The organism is Enterobacter sp. UPMP2060, assembly GCF_053709655.1.
Genome location: NZ_JBSKJQ010000001.1, coordinates 659,045 through 674,480, shown reverse-complemented (window position 1 = coordinate 674,480; position 15,436 = coordinate 659,045). Strand labels below are relative to the sequence as shown.

16 protein-coding genes are annotated in these 15,436 nt (G+C 56.3%); 4 read left to right on the top strand and 12 right to left on the bottom strand.

The features are described 5' to 3' along the window. Positions 1–69 precede the first annotated feature (69 nt). The 5 genes from chbR to osmE form a co-directional block, all read right to left on the bottom strand. A complete protein-coding gene (gene chbR / locus ACWKXN_RS03315) occupies positions 70–912 on the bottom strand; it encodes a transcriptional regulator ChbR (protein ID WP_071884835.1) in 843 nt (280 codons plus the stop codon). Between the two features lie 5 nt (positions 913–917). Then, entirely contained in the window at positions 918–1,265 is a 348-nt protein-coding gene (chbA, locus tag ACWKXN_RS03310; protein WP_023311284.1) for a PTS N,N'-diacetylchitobiose transporter subunit IIA, read from the bottom strand. Between the two features lie 47 nt (positions 1,266–1,312). Further along, the gene (gene chbC, locus ACWKXN_RS03305) at positions 1,313–2,671 is read right to left on the bottom strand and encodes a PTS N,N'-diacetylchitobiose transporter subunit IIC (RefSeq protein ID WP_023311283.1); all 1,359 of its coding nucleotides are present in this window, start codon (positions 2,669–2,671) and stop codon (positions 1,313–1,315) included. Between the two features lie 79 nt (positions 2,672–2,750). Next, complete coding sequence (gene chbB / locus ACWKXN_RS03300; protein ID WP_008500676.1) at positions 2,751–3,068, bottom strand: PTS N,N'-diacetylchitobiose transporter subunit IIB; 318 nt, start codon at positions 3,066–3,068, stop codon at positions 2,751–2,753. Positions 3,069–3,349: 281 nt separating this feature from the next. Continuing rightward, the gene (gene osmE, locus ACWKXN_RS03295; protein ID WP_010430142.1) at positions 3,350–3,694 is read right to left on the bottom strand and encodes an osmotically-inducible lipoprotein OsmE; all 345 of its coding nucleotides are present in this window, start codon (positions 3,692–3,694) and stop codon (positions 3,350–3,352) included. Between the two features lie 232 nt (positions 3,695–3,926). Between osmE and nadE the strand changes: the two genes are divergently transcribed. Together nadE and cho are read left to right on the top strand one after the other, a co-directional pair. Further along, positions 3,927–4,754, top strand: coding sequence for an ammonia-dependent NAD(+) synthetase (gene nadE, locus ACWKXN_RS03290; protein WP_033145265.1), 828 nt, complete (start codon positions 3,927–3,929; stop codon positions 4,752–4,754). A gap of 178 nt (positions 4,755–4,932) precedes the next feature. Continuing rightward, a complete protein-coding gene (cho, locus tag ACWKXN_RS03285) occupies positions 4,933–5,811 on the top strand; it encodes an excinuclease Cho (protein ID WP_072196683.1) in 879 nt (292 codons plus the stop codon). On the opposite strand, the gene ves is transcribed toward cho, so the two are convergent. From ves to astC, 7 genes are all read right to left on the bottom strand, one after another. Continuing rightward, positions 5,789–6,346: an environmental stress-induced protein Ves gene (gene ves, locus ACWKXN_RS03280; RefSeq protein ID WP_023311280.1), complete on the bottom strand. Its 558-nt coding sequence runs from the start codon at positions 6,344–6,346 to the stop codon at positions 5,789–5,791. The genes cho and ves overlap by 23 nt on opposite strands. A gap of 297 nt (positions 6,347–6,643) precedes the next feature. Next, positions 6,644–7,138 carry an ATP-independent periplasmic protein-refolding chaperone Spy gene (gene spy, locus ACWKXN_RS03275; protein ID WP_023311279.1) on the bottom strand — a complete coding sequence of 165 codons (495 nt, stop codon included), beginning with the start codon at positions 7,136–7,138 and terminating at the stop codon, positions 6,644–6,646. 339 nt (positions 7,139–7,477) lie between these two features. Next, complete coding sequence (gene astE / locus ACWKXN_RS03270; protein WP_033145262.1) at positions 7,478–8,443, bottom strand: succinylglutamate desuccinylase; 966 nt, start codon at positions 8,441–8,443, stop codon at positions 7,478–7,480. 10 nt (positions 8,444–8,453) lie between these two features. Next, entirely contained in the window at positions 8,454–9,779 is a 1,326-nt protein-coding gene (gene astB, locus ACWKXN_RS03265) for an N-succinylarginine dihydrolase (protein ID WP_094935579.1), read from the bottom strand. After that, positions 9,766–11,253 carry a succinylglutamate-semialdehyde dehydrogenase gene (gene astD / locus ACWKXN_RS03260; RefSeq protein WP_454543297.1) on the bottom strand — a complete coding sequence of 496 codons (1,488 nt, stop codon included), beginning with the start codon at positions 11,251–11,253 and terminating at the stop codon, positions 9,766–9,768. The genes astB and astD overlap by 14 nt, the downstream gene beginning before the upstream one ends. Next, positions 11,250–12,284, bottom strand: coding sequence for an arginine N-succinyltransferase (gene astA, locus ACWKXN_RS03255; protein ID WP_023311275.1), 1,035 nt, complete (start codon positions 12,282–12,284; stop codon positions 11,250–11,252). The genes astD and astA overlap by 4 nt, the downstream gene beginning before the upstream one ends. After that, on the bottom strand, positions 12,281–13,501 hold the full coding sequence (gene astC, locus ACWKXN_RS03250; RefSeq protein WP_047061612.1) for a succinylornithine/acetylornithine transaminase: 1,221 nt from the start codon (positions 13,499–13,501) through the stop codon (positions 12,281–12,283). The genes astA and astC overlap by 4 nt, the downstream gene beginning before the upstream one ends. A gap of 433 nt (positions 13,502–13,934) precedes the next feature. On the opposite strand from astC, the gene xthA reads away from it, so the two are divergent. Then, positions 13,935–14,741: an exodeoxyribonuclease III gene (xthA, locus tag ACWKXN_RS03245; protein WP_023311273.1), complete on the top strand. Its 807-nt coding sequence runs from the start codon at positions 13,935–13,937 to the stop codon at positions 14,739–14,741. 6 nt (positions 14,742–14,747) lie between these two features. Beyond that, entirely contained in the window at positions 14,748–15,431 is a 684-nt protein-coding gene (locus ACWKXN_RS03240) for a TVP38/TMEM64 family protein (RefSeq protein WP_320734385.1), read from the top strand. Positions 15,432–15,436: the final 5 nt, after the last annotated feature.

Here is a 15,436-nt window from a genome sequence, read left to right as displayed (position 1 = left end):
ATAGCGTACTCTTCCCGCCATTTGGGCAAGCCATTAAAGCAATATTTGTGGCGGGTAATCCGCCGAAAGTTAATTAATTACCGTTAAATTCTTCCGGTAACTGTTCGGTGTGAATGAAGTCAATTTCTTAAAGGTCTTAATAAACAGGCTGGGACTGCTGTATCCTGACTCGTACGCAATATCGGTGACAGAGTAGTTGGTAATTTCCAGCTGTTTCCTGGCAAAATTAATGCGGATTTCATTAATAATTTGCACGGGTGTTTTACGATAATAGCGCTGCGTCGCGCGGGTCAGATATTCCTGGGATTTTCCCGACAGTGACACCATATTTTCCAGCGCATTTTCGCTGAACTGGCCTTTATCGTGCATCAGCTCAACGGTGCTGCGCAGCCACTGTGGAATATCATCCGTCACCTGCTGCTCCTCACGATGATGGCGCAGCCGGTTCATCACGTAGAAGGTCACCGTTTCAATAAACTCATCAAATTCATTGTCGCGGAAGTTAAGCGAGGCGATAACCGTTTCAATCCAGGTCATAAACTCGTTTTTGACCCGATAGACCTGGGAGGCCACAAAGCAGAACGGCACCAGCGGCAGATAGTGCTTCTCAAAGAAGCGTCTGCTGACGCCCACATTCAGAATACGGGTGGCACCAAATTCGTAAAAGCTCTGGTGATAAGAACCCATCGGCAGGAAGACAAAATCCCCTCGCTCAAGCAGGACGCGCTTACCGTTGATCTCCTGGTAGTAGCGGCCGGTCAGAACAATCGTGAACTCGTAGTAGTCATGCTGGTGCAGACCGCTGGCGCTCTCCGTCTTGTTGTAGATAACCACGTGAAAATTTTTGCCGTTAAACAGCTGCTGTTCAAGTGCGGTTTTAATTTCCATCGTGCTGACCTCCTGCTGCGAAATCCGACTCAGTGCATTTTCTCGTGAAGCTCGATAAGCTCCGCCACCAGCTCACGCGCCAGCATCGAGGTCATCAGGTGATCCTGCGCGTGGACCAGCACCAGGCTGACCTTCATCTTCCCTTCGCCCTGATCGCCTTCAATCAGCTTTGTCTGCACCAGGTGCGCTTCGTTCAGCGCCGTGCGGGACTGGTCCATCATGGTTTTCGCGGCGGCGAAATCTCCCTGCTTGGCCTGCTTCAGTGCGGCATAGGCCAGGCTGCGGGCCTGTCCGGAGTTGATGATAAGCCCCATCACCACTTCTTCGAGATCGTTCTCGACGGCTTCGTCTGCGACAATACTATCCAAATCTAACATGTTTAAGCTCCTTGTGGCTGGCACGGGCTTCCCCGCGCCGGTCAATCTTAGAATTTCAGTGAGAGGGCAATATCCTCTTCGCTCTCTTCTTCATCAATAATGGTGGCGGCTTTGTTGGCAATCGCCACGAACGGCATGTACAGCAGGGTGGCAATCCCGAGGTTGAATATCGCCAGCAGGAAGGCCGCGACGCTACCGTTGGTGTTGAAGAAGGCGCCCAGGCCCGCCGGCATGGTCCACGGCGCAATGTTGGTGACCGGTGGAATGATGCCCATGTAATACGCCGTCAGGGTGATCGCGGCCAGCAGCGGCTGAATCAGGATGAACGGAATGAACATTACCGGGTTCATGATGATTGGCAGACCGAACAGAATCGGTTCGTTAATCTGGAAGATGCCTGATGGCAGCGCCAGCTTCGCGACCTGACGGTAGTCAGCACGACGAGAGACAATAAAGACCGCGATGATCAGACCCAAGGTCGCCCCGGTACCGCCCAGGAAGATATAGGAGTCAAGCATCGGCTTCGCCCACACATGGAAGGTTTTACCCGCTGCCAGCGCCGCGTCAACGGAGCCGTACTGCTGGTAAAGCGCAACGTTTTCCAGTGCCCAGGGGGTCATAATCCCGCTGTCCAGCGCGGCCAGTGCCAGTGAACCATGCACGCCAAAGAACCACAGCAGAGAGGTGAAAATCACATACGCCCAACCGACCACGCCACCCATCGACGCCAGCGGCGTAGAGATAGAGTCCATGATGATCTGGTGGAAGTTAGTGCCCCAGTGGGAGAGCGCCCAGGCGATAATCCCCATGATGGAGAGAATAATGAAGCCTGGAATCAACGCGGAAAATGAACGAGAAACGGAAGCCGGTACGCTATCCGGCAGGCGGATAACCCAGTTGCGGCGGATAATAAAGGTGAACATTTCTGCCACCACCAGGCCGATAACAATACCGGAGATGATGTTGGCCCCGCCCAGCCAGTTGGCGCCAACGGCATAGGCTTCACCCACGCTGTAAGGCGTTACGGTCATAAAGGCGGCAACGGATAATAACCCGGCAGCCAGCGGATCCACTTTACGCTCTTCTGCCAGTGCCATCCCAATAAAGAAAGGCGCCATCAGCGACATAATCCCTAACGTACCGTTATAGACGTTGCCGCCAATGGCTTTAAAACCATTAAGGGTTTCAATAGTGGAAGCGTCTAACCGAATTCCTAATGAATAAAAGAAGGAACCTTCACCAAAGCTCAGAAAAACGTTGTTAATTAAAACGAACATGGCCCCGGCCAGCGTCAACGGCATTAATTTAATAAAGCCGTTTTTGATGGCATTAACGTGAGGCTGCTTTCCTATTTTAACAGCAAAAGGAAGGAGTACCTTTTCAAGTGAAGCGATGACTTTACTCATAGGAAAATACCCTTAAATGCCGTAACGCATGTTACGGCGTATTGTGTGTGAAATAACTCTTTGACGGGAAAAATAAAAATTAATTAGCAGCTTTTTTAATCGCTGCCACAGCAGCTTTAAGAACACCTAAACCATCAATTTTGCCGTACAGCCCCGAGTCGATCACTTCGACCGGTTTATTGGGTAACAGTCGTTGAATTTCGGGCAACATATAGGCAATTTGTGGCCCCAGTAAAACAACATCGGCTGTCTGGCCTTTTTCGCCCGCCAGCGTCTCTGGAAACGCTTCAATCACCACAGGGACTTCATACTTTTCAGCCTGCGCACGCATCTTTGACACCAGAAGCGACGTTGACATGCCCGCTGAGCAGAACAGGTAGATATGTTTCTTTTCCATCGTGATTTCCCTCTTGTATGACTACCTGCCATCGCGCTATCACTCGACTCGCTGTCCCGGCAGACAGGTAGCTTGCGTACTGTTGTTTATCGTTGGAGTGAGTATACGCAATGGTACAGACAGGGGATAATTCTGGATAGGCTAAAATTGTCTCTCATTGACCTGACTTGTTGACTCCCTTCACATTTCGGGCAAATAATTCGCGCAAAGAAATAAGATTTTCTGATGCATAAAAAAACCGGCCCATGGGCCGGTTTGTTAACATCCTCAGGCAAGCAGGGTTACTGCGCCTTAGGTGCCTGAGGATCGGTATCGTATTCAGCACAGGTCTGATAGCCGGAGTTGATCACATGACCGGTATCATCCAGGGCGACGAAGTAGGTTTCTGCCTTACCATCACGTTGACCCAGGATATAGGTCTGACAGGTACCCTTCGCATGAATCATGGTCACTTCAGAAGAAGGTTTACCGGCAATCGCAGCCACCTGCGAACGGGTCATCCCTTTTTTAACGTCTTTTACTACGGGCTGCGTAAACTGATCCTTAGTGCGATCGTAAGCCGTACACCCTGCCAGCATAGTCAGTACCGCCGCTGCGCTAAGAATTCCTGCTACGTTCTTGTTCATATTCCGTCCTCTTGTTTATCAGCGTGTTATCTAAGCATGGGATAAAAAGTACTATTGTTCAACTTTGTGAGTTACGCCAGACGAATTTCGGAAAATTCTAATAAAACAACGATAACCTGCTAAATCGGCGCAAATTAGCGCACTCGAAACTGTGATCCTTGTCGTTTCTCGCCCAAAGGGTTAGTTTTAACAGCTAACACATTCTGTTTATGTACTGCATATGGAGGGCGTGATGGCTCTGCAACAAGAGATTATTCAGGCACTGGGCGCGAAGCCTACGGTAGATGCACATGAAGAGATCCGCCGCAGCGTGGATTTTTTAAAATCGTACTTAAAAAAGAACGCTTTCCTGAAATCCCTGGTGCTGGGCATCAGCGGCGGCCAGGACTCTACCCTGACCGGTAAACTCTGCCAGATGGCGATTTCAGAGCTTCGCGAAGAGACGGGTGATGAGAAACTGCAGTTTATCGCGGTGCGTCTTCCTTATGGCGTACAGGCGGACGAGCAGGATTGCCAGGATGCCATTGCCTTCATTCAGCCTGACCGCGTGCTGACCGTGAATATTAAGGGCTCGGTGCTGGCAAGCGAGCAGGCGCTTCGCGAAGCGGGCATTGAGCTGAGCGATTTTGTTCGCGGCAACGAGAAGGCCCGCGAGCGCATGAAAGCGCAGTACAGCATCGCCGGGATGACCAAAGGAGTTGTGGTCGGCACCGACCATGCGGCAGAAGCGATCACCGGTTTCTTCACCAAATACGGCGACGGCGGCACCGACATTAACCCGATCTTCCGTCTCAACAAGCGTCAGGGTAAGCAGCTGCTGGCCGCGCTGGGCTGTCCTGAGCATCTGTATAAGAAAGCGCCGACAGCGGACCTTGAAGACGATCGCCCTTCCCTGCCGGATGAAGCGGCCCTTGGCGTCACCTATGACAACATCGATGATTATCTGGAAGGCAAAAAGCTGGATGAACGGACCGCGAAAATCATCGAAGGCTGGTATCTGAAAACCGAGCACAAGCGCCACACGCCAATTACGGTGTTTGACGACTTCTGGAAAAAATAAAGCAAAGCGGTAACCAGGTTACCGCTTTTAATGTTTACGCCCTCTCCCGTGGGAGAGGGTTGAGGTGAGGGCATCAAGCCGCACGTCCTGGCCGGGTAAGGCGTAGCCGCCACCCGGCTCTTTTTTAACCATCACACTCCTGCTACACTGTATGCCTGAACAGTATATGGAGCAGTATGTGAGCAGGCGTCAATCCGCCCCGCGTCTTGAATTTGAAGCGGCGGCTATCTACGAATATCCCGAGCACCTTCGCCCCTGGCTTGAGGCGCTGCCTAAACAGCCGGGCGTGTACATCTTTCACGGTGAAAGCGACACCCTGCCGCTCTATATCGGCAAGAGCGTTAACATTCGCAGTCGGGTGTTATCCCATCTCCGTACGCCTGACGAGGCCGCCATGCTGCGCCAGTCGCGACGCATTTCCTGGTTCCAGACGGCGGGAGAAATGGGCGCGCTGTTGCTGGAGGCGCGGTTGATAAAAGAACAACAGCCGTTGTTCAATAAGCGCCTGCGCCGCAACCGTCAGCTCTGCTCGCTGCAGATAAACGATGGCAGGCCGCAGGTCGTCTACGCGCGCGACGTCGATTTTTCTCATGCCCCGAATCTCTATGGGCTATTCGCCAATAAACGCGCCGCGCTCCAGGCGCTGCAGACGCTGGCGGACGATTTACAGCTTTGCTACAGCCTTTTAGGTCTGGAGGCAACCACCCGCGGACGCGCCTGTTTTCGATCCGCGCTGAAGCGCTGCGCCGGTGCGTGCTGCGGGAAAGAGAGCGTTGAGGCGCATCACGCCCGGCTTCTCACCGGTCTGGCGGCCATCAGCGTGAACTGCTGGCCCTGGGAAAGCGCCGTTGCGCTAAAAGAAGTGGGCGAGGCCATGACCCAGTATCACATCGTCAACAACTGGCTCTGGCTGGGCGCCGTCGACGACATCAACGACGCGGCAACCCTGCTGCGCACGCCCGCCGGATTTGACCACGATGGCTACAAAATTCTCTGCAAACCGGTCCTGGCAGGAAAGTTTGAGATCATTGTGCTCAATGACCCGGCAGCCACGTGATTTCGCTGAACAATAAGGTGCCCTGAGCCTCCAGCAGACGCAGCGTATGGGTACCCTCCTCCCAGCTGGCACCCTGATCGGCCGTCAGCAATTTATCGCCCAGCTGCCACGCCCCGCTTAGCACGAACACCACGCCCCCGCGTGAGCCAAAGGTGGTGAAGGTTCGGTCAGCAACGCGCACCTTCGCCCGGCAGCAGTCGCGCCGGGTCATGATGTTAAAGTCCATCGCCATCCGCCCATCTGAAAGCAGCGCTTTCACCGGCAGATCGCCGGCAAAACTGTAGGGCTGATGATGCTTGAGGGTATGGGAGAACGCCTGACCCGCGTCCAGCGTCACCTCTCCCCCTTCCAGCAAGGTAATCACCCGGTCAACACCGGGAAACGAGGAGAATTCGCCGTTGCTGGCAATCGTCGCGATACTGGCGCGCCAGTGAAAATCGCGCGTCGCGGGAGGGAAGCAGCAAATCTCACGCGTTTCGCCAGCACCATTGCGCCAGAGGCTGACCGGCATCTTACGGATATCAAAGAACTCCATCACCACTCCTGAATGGCACAACCCGTGCCAGGGCAAGGATATCGCTATCGTTGCTGTCTTGTTTGTTATCGTTGGGTATTCACAGAAACAGTATCGGCAGCAGAGCGGGCAGGCCTTAGCGGAACGTTAATAAAAATTCTAACGCCATGACTCTGCAAACATTCTCTGACGCGACTACAGGAGGATACCGCGCTGGCGGCGGCAGGCAAGAGGGCAGGAAAGAAAAACCGCCGGTCCTGTCCACAGCGGTTGCGCTTTTGTGGACAGGATCCCGGCGGTCTTAAGAGTGTGAACCGATTATTCGGTTGGTGCTGGCATTTTACCTTCCATCGCCGGACGTTCTGTCAGACGCTTCTCAAAATTCGCATTAAATTGCTTTTTCTGTTCCGGTGTCAGAATGTTGTAGATCTTGTTCTGGGTTTCCATGTGAGCCAGCATGCGGGCTTTGTGCTGCTCGGCCATTTTGTCGATCTGCGCTTCGGCTTTCGCCTTATCGAAGCTGTCGCTGGCGATGATGTCATGCATCGCACGACGCTCTTCAAGCGGAGGACGTTTCATCTGGTCGCGTTCGCCTTTTCTGATGTCGCGGATCTGCTGCTTCTGGGCATCCGTCAGGTTGAGATCCTTAAACATCATCATCTCGTTGTGCATACCCGGACCTTTATGATGCATCATCATTTTGCCTTCAGCAGGCGCGGCAGTTGTAGTGGTCGCAGTATCTGCGGCGAACGCCATGCTGGTAGCGCCCAGAGCCAGGGTAGAAGCAACAAACAGTGCAGTAAACTTACGCATAATTTATTTCCTTTCTTTCAGTTATTCTTCGGCGCTATGCCGTGTTGACGAGATTAACTTTACGGGGTTTATCGTCAATTAGTCAGAGCAACGGTAAAACAATGAAAGTGTAAAAAACAAATTTTCGCCAAATGTGGAGGAAATAAGGATAAAGCGTGGAGAGTTGCAACAAAAAAATATTTAACAGGATGATTTTAAAGAGATTAAGCAGAAGTATAGCGAAGTGAAGATCAATAATAAAGCAATTCACCAGGAATATTCTGCAAAACAAGCGCAAGCGCTTTAATCGTTAAGAAAAGTTTTTTACTTCCCCCACCCGGATGATGGGAGGGGAAAGGTTCAGGATATTTTTTCCAGCATCAGCCCGGCCCGCAGGCCAAACGCGACGGTGGGGTTAGGGAATAAGACATACTCGGTGGTGTTCTGCACCTCGTAACGTTCCTCGCCATCCTCAGCCAGCAGCGCCCCTTTGCGGAACGGGGTGAAGTTCAGGGTGTGCGCGGCCATATGGAGCTGGAAGGCATCGCTGCGGCGCGTGATCTGCTGTACGACCCGATACCGCTCAACGGGCTGATGCGCGTGCTCGGGAGCCGTTCCTCCTAGCAGCGCCCGAAGGGCGAGATGCGTAGGCGCAAAGCGGGTCAGATCGTTCTGGCCGAACGGCAGCGCTTTTCCCAGTTCCAGCGTGCAGGACAGCGCAGCGAAACGTTCACAGGTGAAATGGGTAAACGTTCCGCCCGGCGACTGATGAAATACCAGCGCCTCCAGCCCGGCGTCACCCAGCCAGCTCAGGAACGCTTCATCCCACGGCTGACTGCGCTGCGGCAGAACGCCGAAGCGAACGTGGTAAGACGCGCGGATTGCCGTATGCAGATCCAGATGCCAGCGCCCCGGCCCCGCGACGGCAAAAAACGCGGTCACGACGTTCTCCAGCCACTCAGCCCGCGCCGTTTCATCGCTCTGCGGAAACTGCGACCAGCGGCCGCCAAACATGCGGTTAATGTCGCTCACCAGATACCGTTTGTTTTGCGCCAGCGCAGGAGGATTGCCGAGCACCACCAGCACGCGGCACTTTAGTTCGATCTCATTGCGATACAGCGCACGCAGCAGCAGATCAACAATCTCGACGGGCGCGGTTTCATTCCCGTGGATACCCGTTGAAAGCAGCAGCGAGAGATCGCTTTTTACGGTCGGCGTCAGTTCAAGCACCCCGCGCCCCAGCCACCGCCAGCGAAATGAGGGGCCGTCCCCCTCTTTCTGTTCCGGCGTCTCATCGGCCAGGGTCAGCGCCAGTAAATTTTCCATATCCACTCCTTTAGCGCTGGAACGGGTAAACCGATCCCAGCTGCAGGATTGTCGATAACGCGTCCAGCGCCTCGCGCCCTTCACGCAGAAGCTGCGGGTCAACCAGATCCGCCTGCGTCAGACGATCGCGATAGTAGCGGTCGACCCAGTCATTCAGCCGCGTAAAGAGCGTATCGTTCATCATGACCGCCGGGTTCACCGCCTGCATTTCGTCCTGGGTCAGGACCACGCGCAGACGTAAACAGGCGGGACCACCGCCGTTGGCCATGCTTTCGCGCAGGTCAAACACGCGCAGTTCGTCAATCGGGTTATCGGCCTTGACCAGCTCCGTCAGGTAGCGCCACACGCCTTTATGATCCCGGGACTCCTGCGGCAGGACCAGCATCATGCTGCCATCGTCACGGCTCAGCAGCTGGCTATTGAACAGATAGGTTTCTACCGCGTCCTGCACGCTCACCGCCTCCGTGGGCACCTGGACTGGCGTGAAGCCGCGCACGCGCTCATGCAGCGTGGCGAGCAGCTTCTCCTGATGGGCAAACGCCTGCTCGTGGCAGAACAGCACCTGGCGGTTAGAAACGGCAATCACGTCGTTATGGAAAACGCCCTGGTCAATCACATGCGGGTTTTGCTGGGCAAAAACCACCTGGGAAGGATTGACCTGGTTCAGGCGGGCAACCGCCTGGCTGGCCGCCAGCGTCTGACGAGCAGGATAACGGGTTGGCGCGGCGTGGCCCCCCTCTTCTCGCCCGTAGATAAACAGCTGCAGGCCCGGGTCGCCATAGTCGCCCCCCAGGCGGTTATGGTTGGCCGCGCCTTCGTCGCCAAACATCGCCACCTGCGGCAGGGCCTGATGCACCTCAAAATGGGCGTCATGGTTGAAAATGGCGCGCAGCACGCGCTCGGTGGTTTCCGCTTCGGTGGCGCGGTGGAATTTATTGTTCAGGTTCGCCACTGTCAGATGAACTTTGCCATCCAGCGTATCGGCTGACGGCGCGACGGTCGCGGCGTTTGCCACCCACATAGAGGAGGCGGAGCTTGCCGCCGAGAGCAGGTGCGGCGTCTGCGTACCCGCTTTTTCGACGACCTGCTCATCGGTACCGCTAAAGCCGAGCTGACGAAGGACCGCCACGTTCGGGCGTTCCTGCGGCGGGATCACCGCCTGCGGGAAACCGGCATCCGCCAGCGCCTTCATTTTTAGCAGCCCCTGCTTCGCCGCCAGCTTCGGGTTGGAGACCTGAAAACGGTGCTTCGTCGAGGCTTCATTACCAAAAGAGAGACCGGCATAGTGGTGCGTCAGCCCCACCAGCCCGTCAAAGTTAACCTCACGCGCTTTCATGACGATCCCCTCCGGTAAAATCCAGCCCCGGATTAAGCGTCTCCGGCAGCGTCAGCGCCGGGGTTTCCAGGCTCGCCATCGGCCACGCGCAGTAATCGGCGGCATACCACGCGCTGGCGCGATGGTTGCCCGACGCGCCCACGCCGCCGAACGGCGCGGTGCTCGCGGCCCCGGTCAGCGGTTTATTCCAGTTCACAATCCCGGCGCGCGCTTCCAGCAGCAGTTGGTCAAACTTCTCGCGATGCGGCGAAATCAGCCCGCTCGACAGGCCATAGCGGGTGTTATTTGCCATCGCAATGGCCGCATTGAAATCGTCGTAACGCCAGACGCAGAGCAGCGGTCCAAAGACCTCTTCGTCCGGCACGTTGCTCGCGCCGCTCATCTCTACAATGCCCGGCGTCAGCAGCGAGCTACCCGGCTGAACCTGCTTCGGCTCCAGCAGGGTTTTCGCGCCGCGCGCGACGTGGTCCTGCCAGGCCTTCAGCACGTTCAGCGCGGCCTGTTCGGAAATCAGCCCGCCGATAAACGGCTGCGGGTCGGCATCCCACGCGGCAGGCACCAGACGCGCGCTGATTTCTACCAGACGTTTCATGAAGGCATCCCCCTGTGCGCCCCGCTTCACCAGCAGACGGCGGGAACAGGTGCAGCGCTGTCCGGCGGTAATAAAGGCGGACTGAATCGTCAGGTGCACCGCGGCGTCGATATCGTCAGGGTCTTCCACAATCAGCGGGTTGTTGCCGCCCATCTCCAGCGCCAGGATTTTCTCCGGCTGCCCTGCCAGCTGGCGGTGCAGCTGATAGCCCGTACCGGCGCTGCCGGTAAACAGCAGGCCGTCGATATCGCTCAGCGCGCTCAGCGCCTGACCGGTTTCCCGCCCGCCCTGCACCAGGTTCAGCACGCCCGGCGGCAGGCCGGCCTGTTCCCACAGCTTAACCACCGCCTCGCCGGTGAATGGCGTGAGCTCGCTCGGTTTGAAAATGACGGTATTGCCCGCCAGCAGCGCAGGCACAATATGGCCATTCGGCAGATGCCCCGGGAAGTTATACGGGCCAAACACCGCCAGGACGCCGTGGGGACGGTGGCGCAGCGTGGCCGCGCCGTCCGGCATGTCGGTGTGCTGTTCACCGGTGCGGGTGTGGTACGCCTTCACCGAAATGGCGATTTTGTTGATCATCGCCGTCACTTCGGTTGTCGCTTCCCAGCGCGGCTTGCTGGTTTCTGACGCGATGATGCGCGTCAGTTCGGCCTTGTTTGCCTCCAGCAGCCCGGCAAACTTTTCCACAATCGCCTGACGCACGGCGAAAGGCTGTTTTGCCCACGCAGGAAACGCGCGGCGCGCGGCACGGCAGGCTTGTTCCACCTGCGCGGCGCTGGCGTCATGCCCCTTCCAGAGCACCTCTTTTCCAACCGGATTGGTCTTTACGCGCTCTTCGCCTTCGCCCGTGACCCAGTCACCGTTAATCCATAATGTCATGCTGTTTTCTCCTCAGGGCAGAGACGCACCAGGCGAACCGTATCGCCGGCGTTACATTTCAGGGCATCCAGTTCTGCAGCCGTCAGCACCAGACGTTCACATTTCGGGTTGGTACGCACCAGCATGGCGCGGAAGTTGGCGTAATTTTCGTTCGACACCAGACAGGCGGGCCAGTCACCCGGCGCGGGCTGACCTTCAGAGACCTCAACCAGACGGCTTTTACGGATCGCGCGCACGCGGTCGATATCGCACTCAAGCGTTGGGCCGCCGTCAAAGATGTCGACATAGTTCCGGTAGCGGAACCCCTCTTTCTCCAGCACCGCGCGGGCGGGCGCGGTTTGCGGATGGACTTCGCCAATCACCGCCTGCGCTTCCGGGCTGAGGAAATGGGTATAGATAGGATGCTTCGGCATCAGTTCGGCGATAAAGGCTTTCTGGCCGGTGCCGCAGAGATAGTCCGCCCGGCTGAACTCCATCGAGAAGAAGCGCTCGCCCAGGCTCTCCCAGAACGGCGAGTAGCCGGTGTCGTCGATCACGCCGCGCATCTCAGCGACCACTTTTTCGTTAAAGCGATCGCGGAAGGCGGCCATAAACATAAAGCGCGATTTGGAGAGCAGATAGCCGTTGCCCTCTTTGCGCCACGCCGGGTCGAGGAACAGCGTGCACAGCTCGCTGGCGCCCGTGTGGTCATTACAGAGGAACAGCGTGGGCAGCGCGTTATAAACGTTCAGCTCTTTCGAGGCGTGAACCATGGTGCCGACGCGGTAGTTGTACCACGGGTCGTTAAGCCCGACGGCCACTTCGATGGCGCAGATCCCGGCCACGGTCCCCGTGTCGGTGTCTTCCAGCACGAACACATACCCCTGTTCGCTTTTTGGCAACGTCCCCTGCCAGGTTTGCAGGGCGCGCTCAATGCGCGCCGACAGCGTTTTTTCATCGGCAGGAAGCGAGGTCAGCCCGCCTCCCGTCTTACCGGCAAGCTGCATGAGCCCGGCGAGATCGCCGCGCTCAACGGGACGGATGACCATCATGATGACACCCCGGATTTCACTTTTTCACACGCCAGCGCAAAACGGTCCAGACCGGTTTGCACCTCTTCCTCGCTGACGATCAGCGCCGGCGCAAAACGCACCACGTTGGCACCGGCAATCAGCACCATCACGCCCACTTTTGCCGCTTCCTGTGAAATAAGTTTAGCTTTTCCGGCAAACTCGGCGGTGAGCTCGCAGCCGATTAACAGCCCCAGACCGCGAATTTCTTTAAACAGCCCCGTTTTGCCGTTGATGGCATTCAGACGTTCAACAAACCAGTCGTGACGCTGCTTAACGCCTTTCAGCACCTCAGGCGTGTTAATGATGTCGAGAACCTGCCCGGCGACGGCGGTGGCCAGCGGGTTGCCGCCGTAGGTGGTGCCATGGGTACCTACGGTCATTACGCTGGCGAATTTATCGGTGGTCAGCGTCGCGCCAATCGGGAAGCCGCCGCCCAGCGCTTTGGCGGTCGAAAGCACGTCCGGCGTTACGCCATAGTGCATATAGGCATACAGCTCGCCGGTGCGGCCCACGCCGGTCTGCACTTCGTCGAAAATCAGGACCGCGTTGTGGCGATCGCACAGCTCGCGCAGCCCCTGCAGGAAGGCTTTTTGCGCCGGAAGCACGCCGCCCTCGCCCTGCATCGGCTCGACGATCACCGCGCAGGTGGTGTCGTTAATCAGCTCGCTGGCGGACTGCAGATCGTTATAAACACCGTGACGGATATCCGGCGGCAGCGGTGCGAAATCCTGCGAGTAGGAAGGCTGGCCGCCCGCGCTGACGGTAAAGAGCGTGCGCCCGTGGAAGGCATTTTTAAACGCCACGATGCCGCTCTTGTGGCTACCAAATTTATCGTGCGCATATTTGCGCGCCAGCTTCAGCGCCGCTTCGTTGGCTTCAGCCCCCGAGTTACAGAAAAAGACCTTTTCGGCAAACGTCGCGTCGATCAGTTTTTTGGCCAGGCGCAGCGCGGGCTCGTTAGTAAAGCCGTTGCCGGTATGCCAGAACTTCGCCGCCTGGTCATTCAGCGCCTGACGCAGCGCAGGGTGCGCATGACCCAGCGCGTTGACCGCAATCCCACCTGCAAAGTCGATATACTCTTTACCCTGCTGATCCCACAGGCGCGAGCCTTCCCCACGAACCGGAATAAAAGCCGCCGGAGCGTAAACCGGCATCATCCATTCATCGAAATTTTCACGCGTAATTGACAGAGACATAGCGACCTCATCCGGTAAATAAAAAGTTATTTGAATGTTAAATAATTGAGTGTTTGCACTGTGAATGTAGATTGCAGCCTTCGTGCCAGCCAGCGATAAAATTGCATAAACGGGTTGAGGTAACAGAATATCAATAAGTTACAATATGGAGTTATTCACTGTTAGTGCATAAAAAGTGAATATTTTTACGATAAGCGGCGCTTTGCCGCATGAAAATCAGAAAGAGTATGCACAGGCCAAATATAATTCTGGAATTGTGATCGCTCGCGAAATTTATCGGTCATTTACGCTCTGTTTGAGGGCGATGCGCGTCAGAATGGTGCAAATATTGCACCACCGGCATTATCTGTCGCAGTTATTGGCCGATCCCGGTAACAGTTGACGCAAATTCTGCTACCATCCATGCACTATTCACCTTGCACTGGCAGCGACTATGAAATTTGTCTCTTTTAATATCAACGGCCTGCGCGCCCGCCCCCATCAGCTTGAAGCCATTGTTGAACAACATCAGCCAGATGTGATCGGCCTGCAGGAGACCAAGGTTCACGACGACATGTTCCCCCTCGAAGAGGTGGCGAAGCTCGGCTACAACGTCTTCTATCATGGGCAGAAAGGCCATTACGGCGTTGCGCTGTTGACCAAAGAGACGCCAGTTTCCGTCCGCCGCGGGTTTCCCGGCGATGACGAAGAAGCACAGCGCCGCATCATCATGGCGGAACTGCCTTCCCCGCTGGGGAACATCACCGTGATTAATGGTTACTTTCCCCAGGGCGAGAGCCGCGACCATCCGACCAAATTCCCTGCTAAGGCCAAGTTTTATCAGGATCTGCAGAACTACCTGACAACCGAACTCAATAAAGACAATCCGGTGCTGATCATGGGTGATGTGAATATCAGCCCGACCGATCTGGATATTGGCATCGGTGAAGACAGCCGCAAACGCTGGCTGCGTACCGGCAAATGCTCCTTCCTGCCGGAAGAGCGCGAGTGGATGCAGCGCCTGCTGGACTGGGGGCTGGTGGATACCTTCCGTACCGCCAACCCGGACACGCAGGATCGCTTCTCGTGGTTTGACTACCGCTCAAAAGGCTTTGACGACAACCGCGGCCTGCGTATCGACCTGCTGCTCGCCAGTTCGCCGCTGGCAGAGCGCTGCATCGAAACCGGGATCGACTACGAGATCCGCAGCATGGAAAAACCGTCTGACCACGCGCCGGTGTGGGCTAAATTCAAGCTGTAATGACGCGTGAACATTCGAAAAACACTTTTCCTGTGCGCCCTTCTGGGCGCATTTATTCTGACGTTTGTCATGCTTCCTCCTGGCACACTCTCCCTGGAAGGGATTAAAACCCACCAGCAGGCACTCCTCTCCCATGTTGACCACGCGCCGCTGCGAAGCGCGCTGATCTTTTTTGCGCTCTATGTGGCGGTCTCCGCCCTGTCGATCCCCGGCGCGGCGATCCTCACCCTGCTGGGCGGAGCGTTATTTCCCCTGTGGGAAGGCACCGTGCTGGTCTCGTTTGCCTCCACGCTCGGGGCGACGCTTGCGATGCTCGCCAGCCGTTATCTGCTGCGCGACGGGGTCCAGCGGCGGTTTGCTCAGCAGATGAAAACGGTGAACGCCGGTATGGCGCATGACGGCGCGGGCTATCTTTTTGCCCTGCGCCTGATGCCGCTGTTCCCGTTTTTCCTGGTGAATTTGCTGATGGGGCTGACCCGCATTGGAGTCTGCCGCTACTGGTGGGTCAGCCAGGCAGCCATGCTGCCCGCGACGGTGGTCTTTCTGAACGCCGGGCGCGAGCTGGGGAAAGTGGCGTCGCTGCGCGATATTTTGTCGCCGGGCATGCTAATCGCCTTTACACTACTGGGGTTATTGCCGCTGGCGACGCGCCGGCTGTTTTCCCGTTATCTCCCGTCTGTTAAAAAGTGAGGCAT

What these genes read in the sequence shown, in the direction of transcription:
- nadE (WP_033145265.1), top strand. Translation starts at nt 3,927, where the DNA reads ATGGCTCTGCAACAAGAGATTATTCAGGCACTGGGCGCGAAGCCTACG.
- chbC (WP_023311283.1), bottom strand. Translation starts at nt 2,671, where the DNA reads ATGAGTAAAGTCATCGCTTCACTTGAAAAGGTACTCCTTCCTTTTGCT.
- osmE (WP_010430142.1), bottom strand. Translation starts at nt 3,694, where the DNA reads ATGAACAAGAACGTAGCAGGAATTCTTAGCGCAGCGGCGGTACTGACT.
- chbB (WP_008500676.1), bottom strand. Translation starts at nt 3,068, where the DNA reads ATGGAAAAGAAACATATCTACCTGTTCTGCTCAGCGGGCATGTCAACG.
- astB (WP_094935579.1), bottom strand. Translation starts at nt 9,779, where the DNA reads ATGAAAGCGCGTGAGGTTAACTTTGACGGGCTGGTGGGGCTGACGCAC.
- astD (WP_454543297.1), bottom strand. Translation starts at nt 11,253, where the DNA reads ATGACATTATGGATTAACGGTGACTGGGTCACGGGCGAAGGCGAAGAG.
- ves (WP_023311280.1), bottom strand. Translation starts at nt 6,346, where the DNA reads ATGGAGTTCTTTGATATCCGTAAGATGCCGGTCAGCCTCTGGCGCAAT.
- astC (WP_047061612.1), bottom strand. Translation starts at nt 13,501, where the DNA reads ATGTCTCTGTCAATTACGCGTGAAAATTTCGATGAATGGATGATGCCG.
- astE (WP_033145262.1), bottom strand. Translation starts at nt 8,443, where the DNA reads ATGGAAAATTTACTGGCGCTGACCCTGGCCGATGAGACGCCGGAACAG.
- chbA (WP_023311284.1), bottom strand. Translation starts at nt 1,265, where the DNA reads ATGTTAGATTTGGATAGTATTGTCGCAGACGAAGCCGTCGAGAACGAT.
- xthA (WP_023311273.1), top strand. Translation starts at nt 13,935, where the DNA reads ATGAAATTTGTCTCTTTTAATATCAACGGCCTGCGCGCCCGCCCCCAT.
- spy (WP_023311279.1), bottom strand. Translation starts at nt 7,138, where the DNA reads ATGCGTAAGTTTACTGCACTGTTTGTTGCTTCTACCCTGGCTCTGGGC.
- astA (WP_023311275.1), bottom strand. Translation starts at nt 12,284, where the DNA reads ATGATGGTCATCCGTCCCGTTGAGCGCGGCGATCTCGCCGGGCTCATG.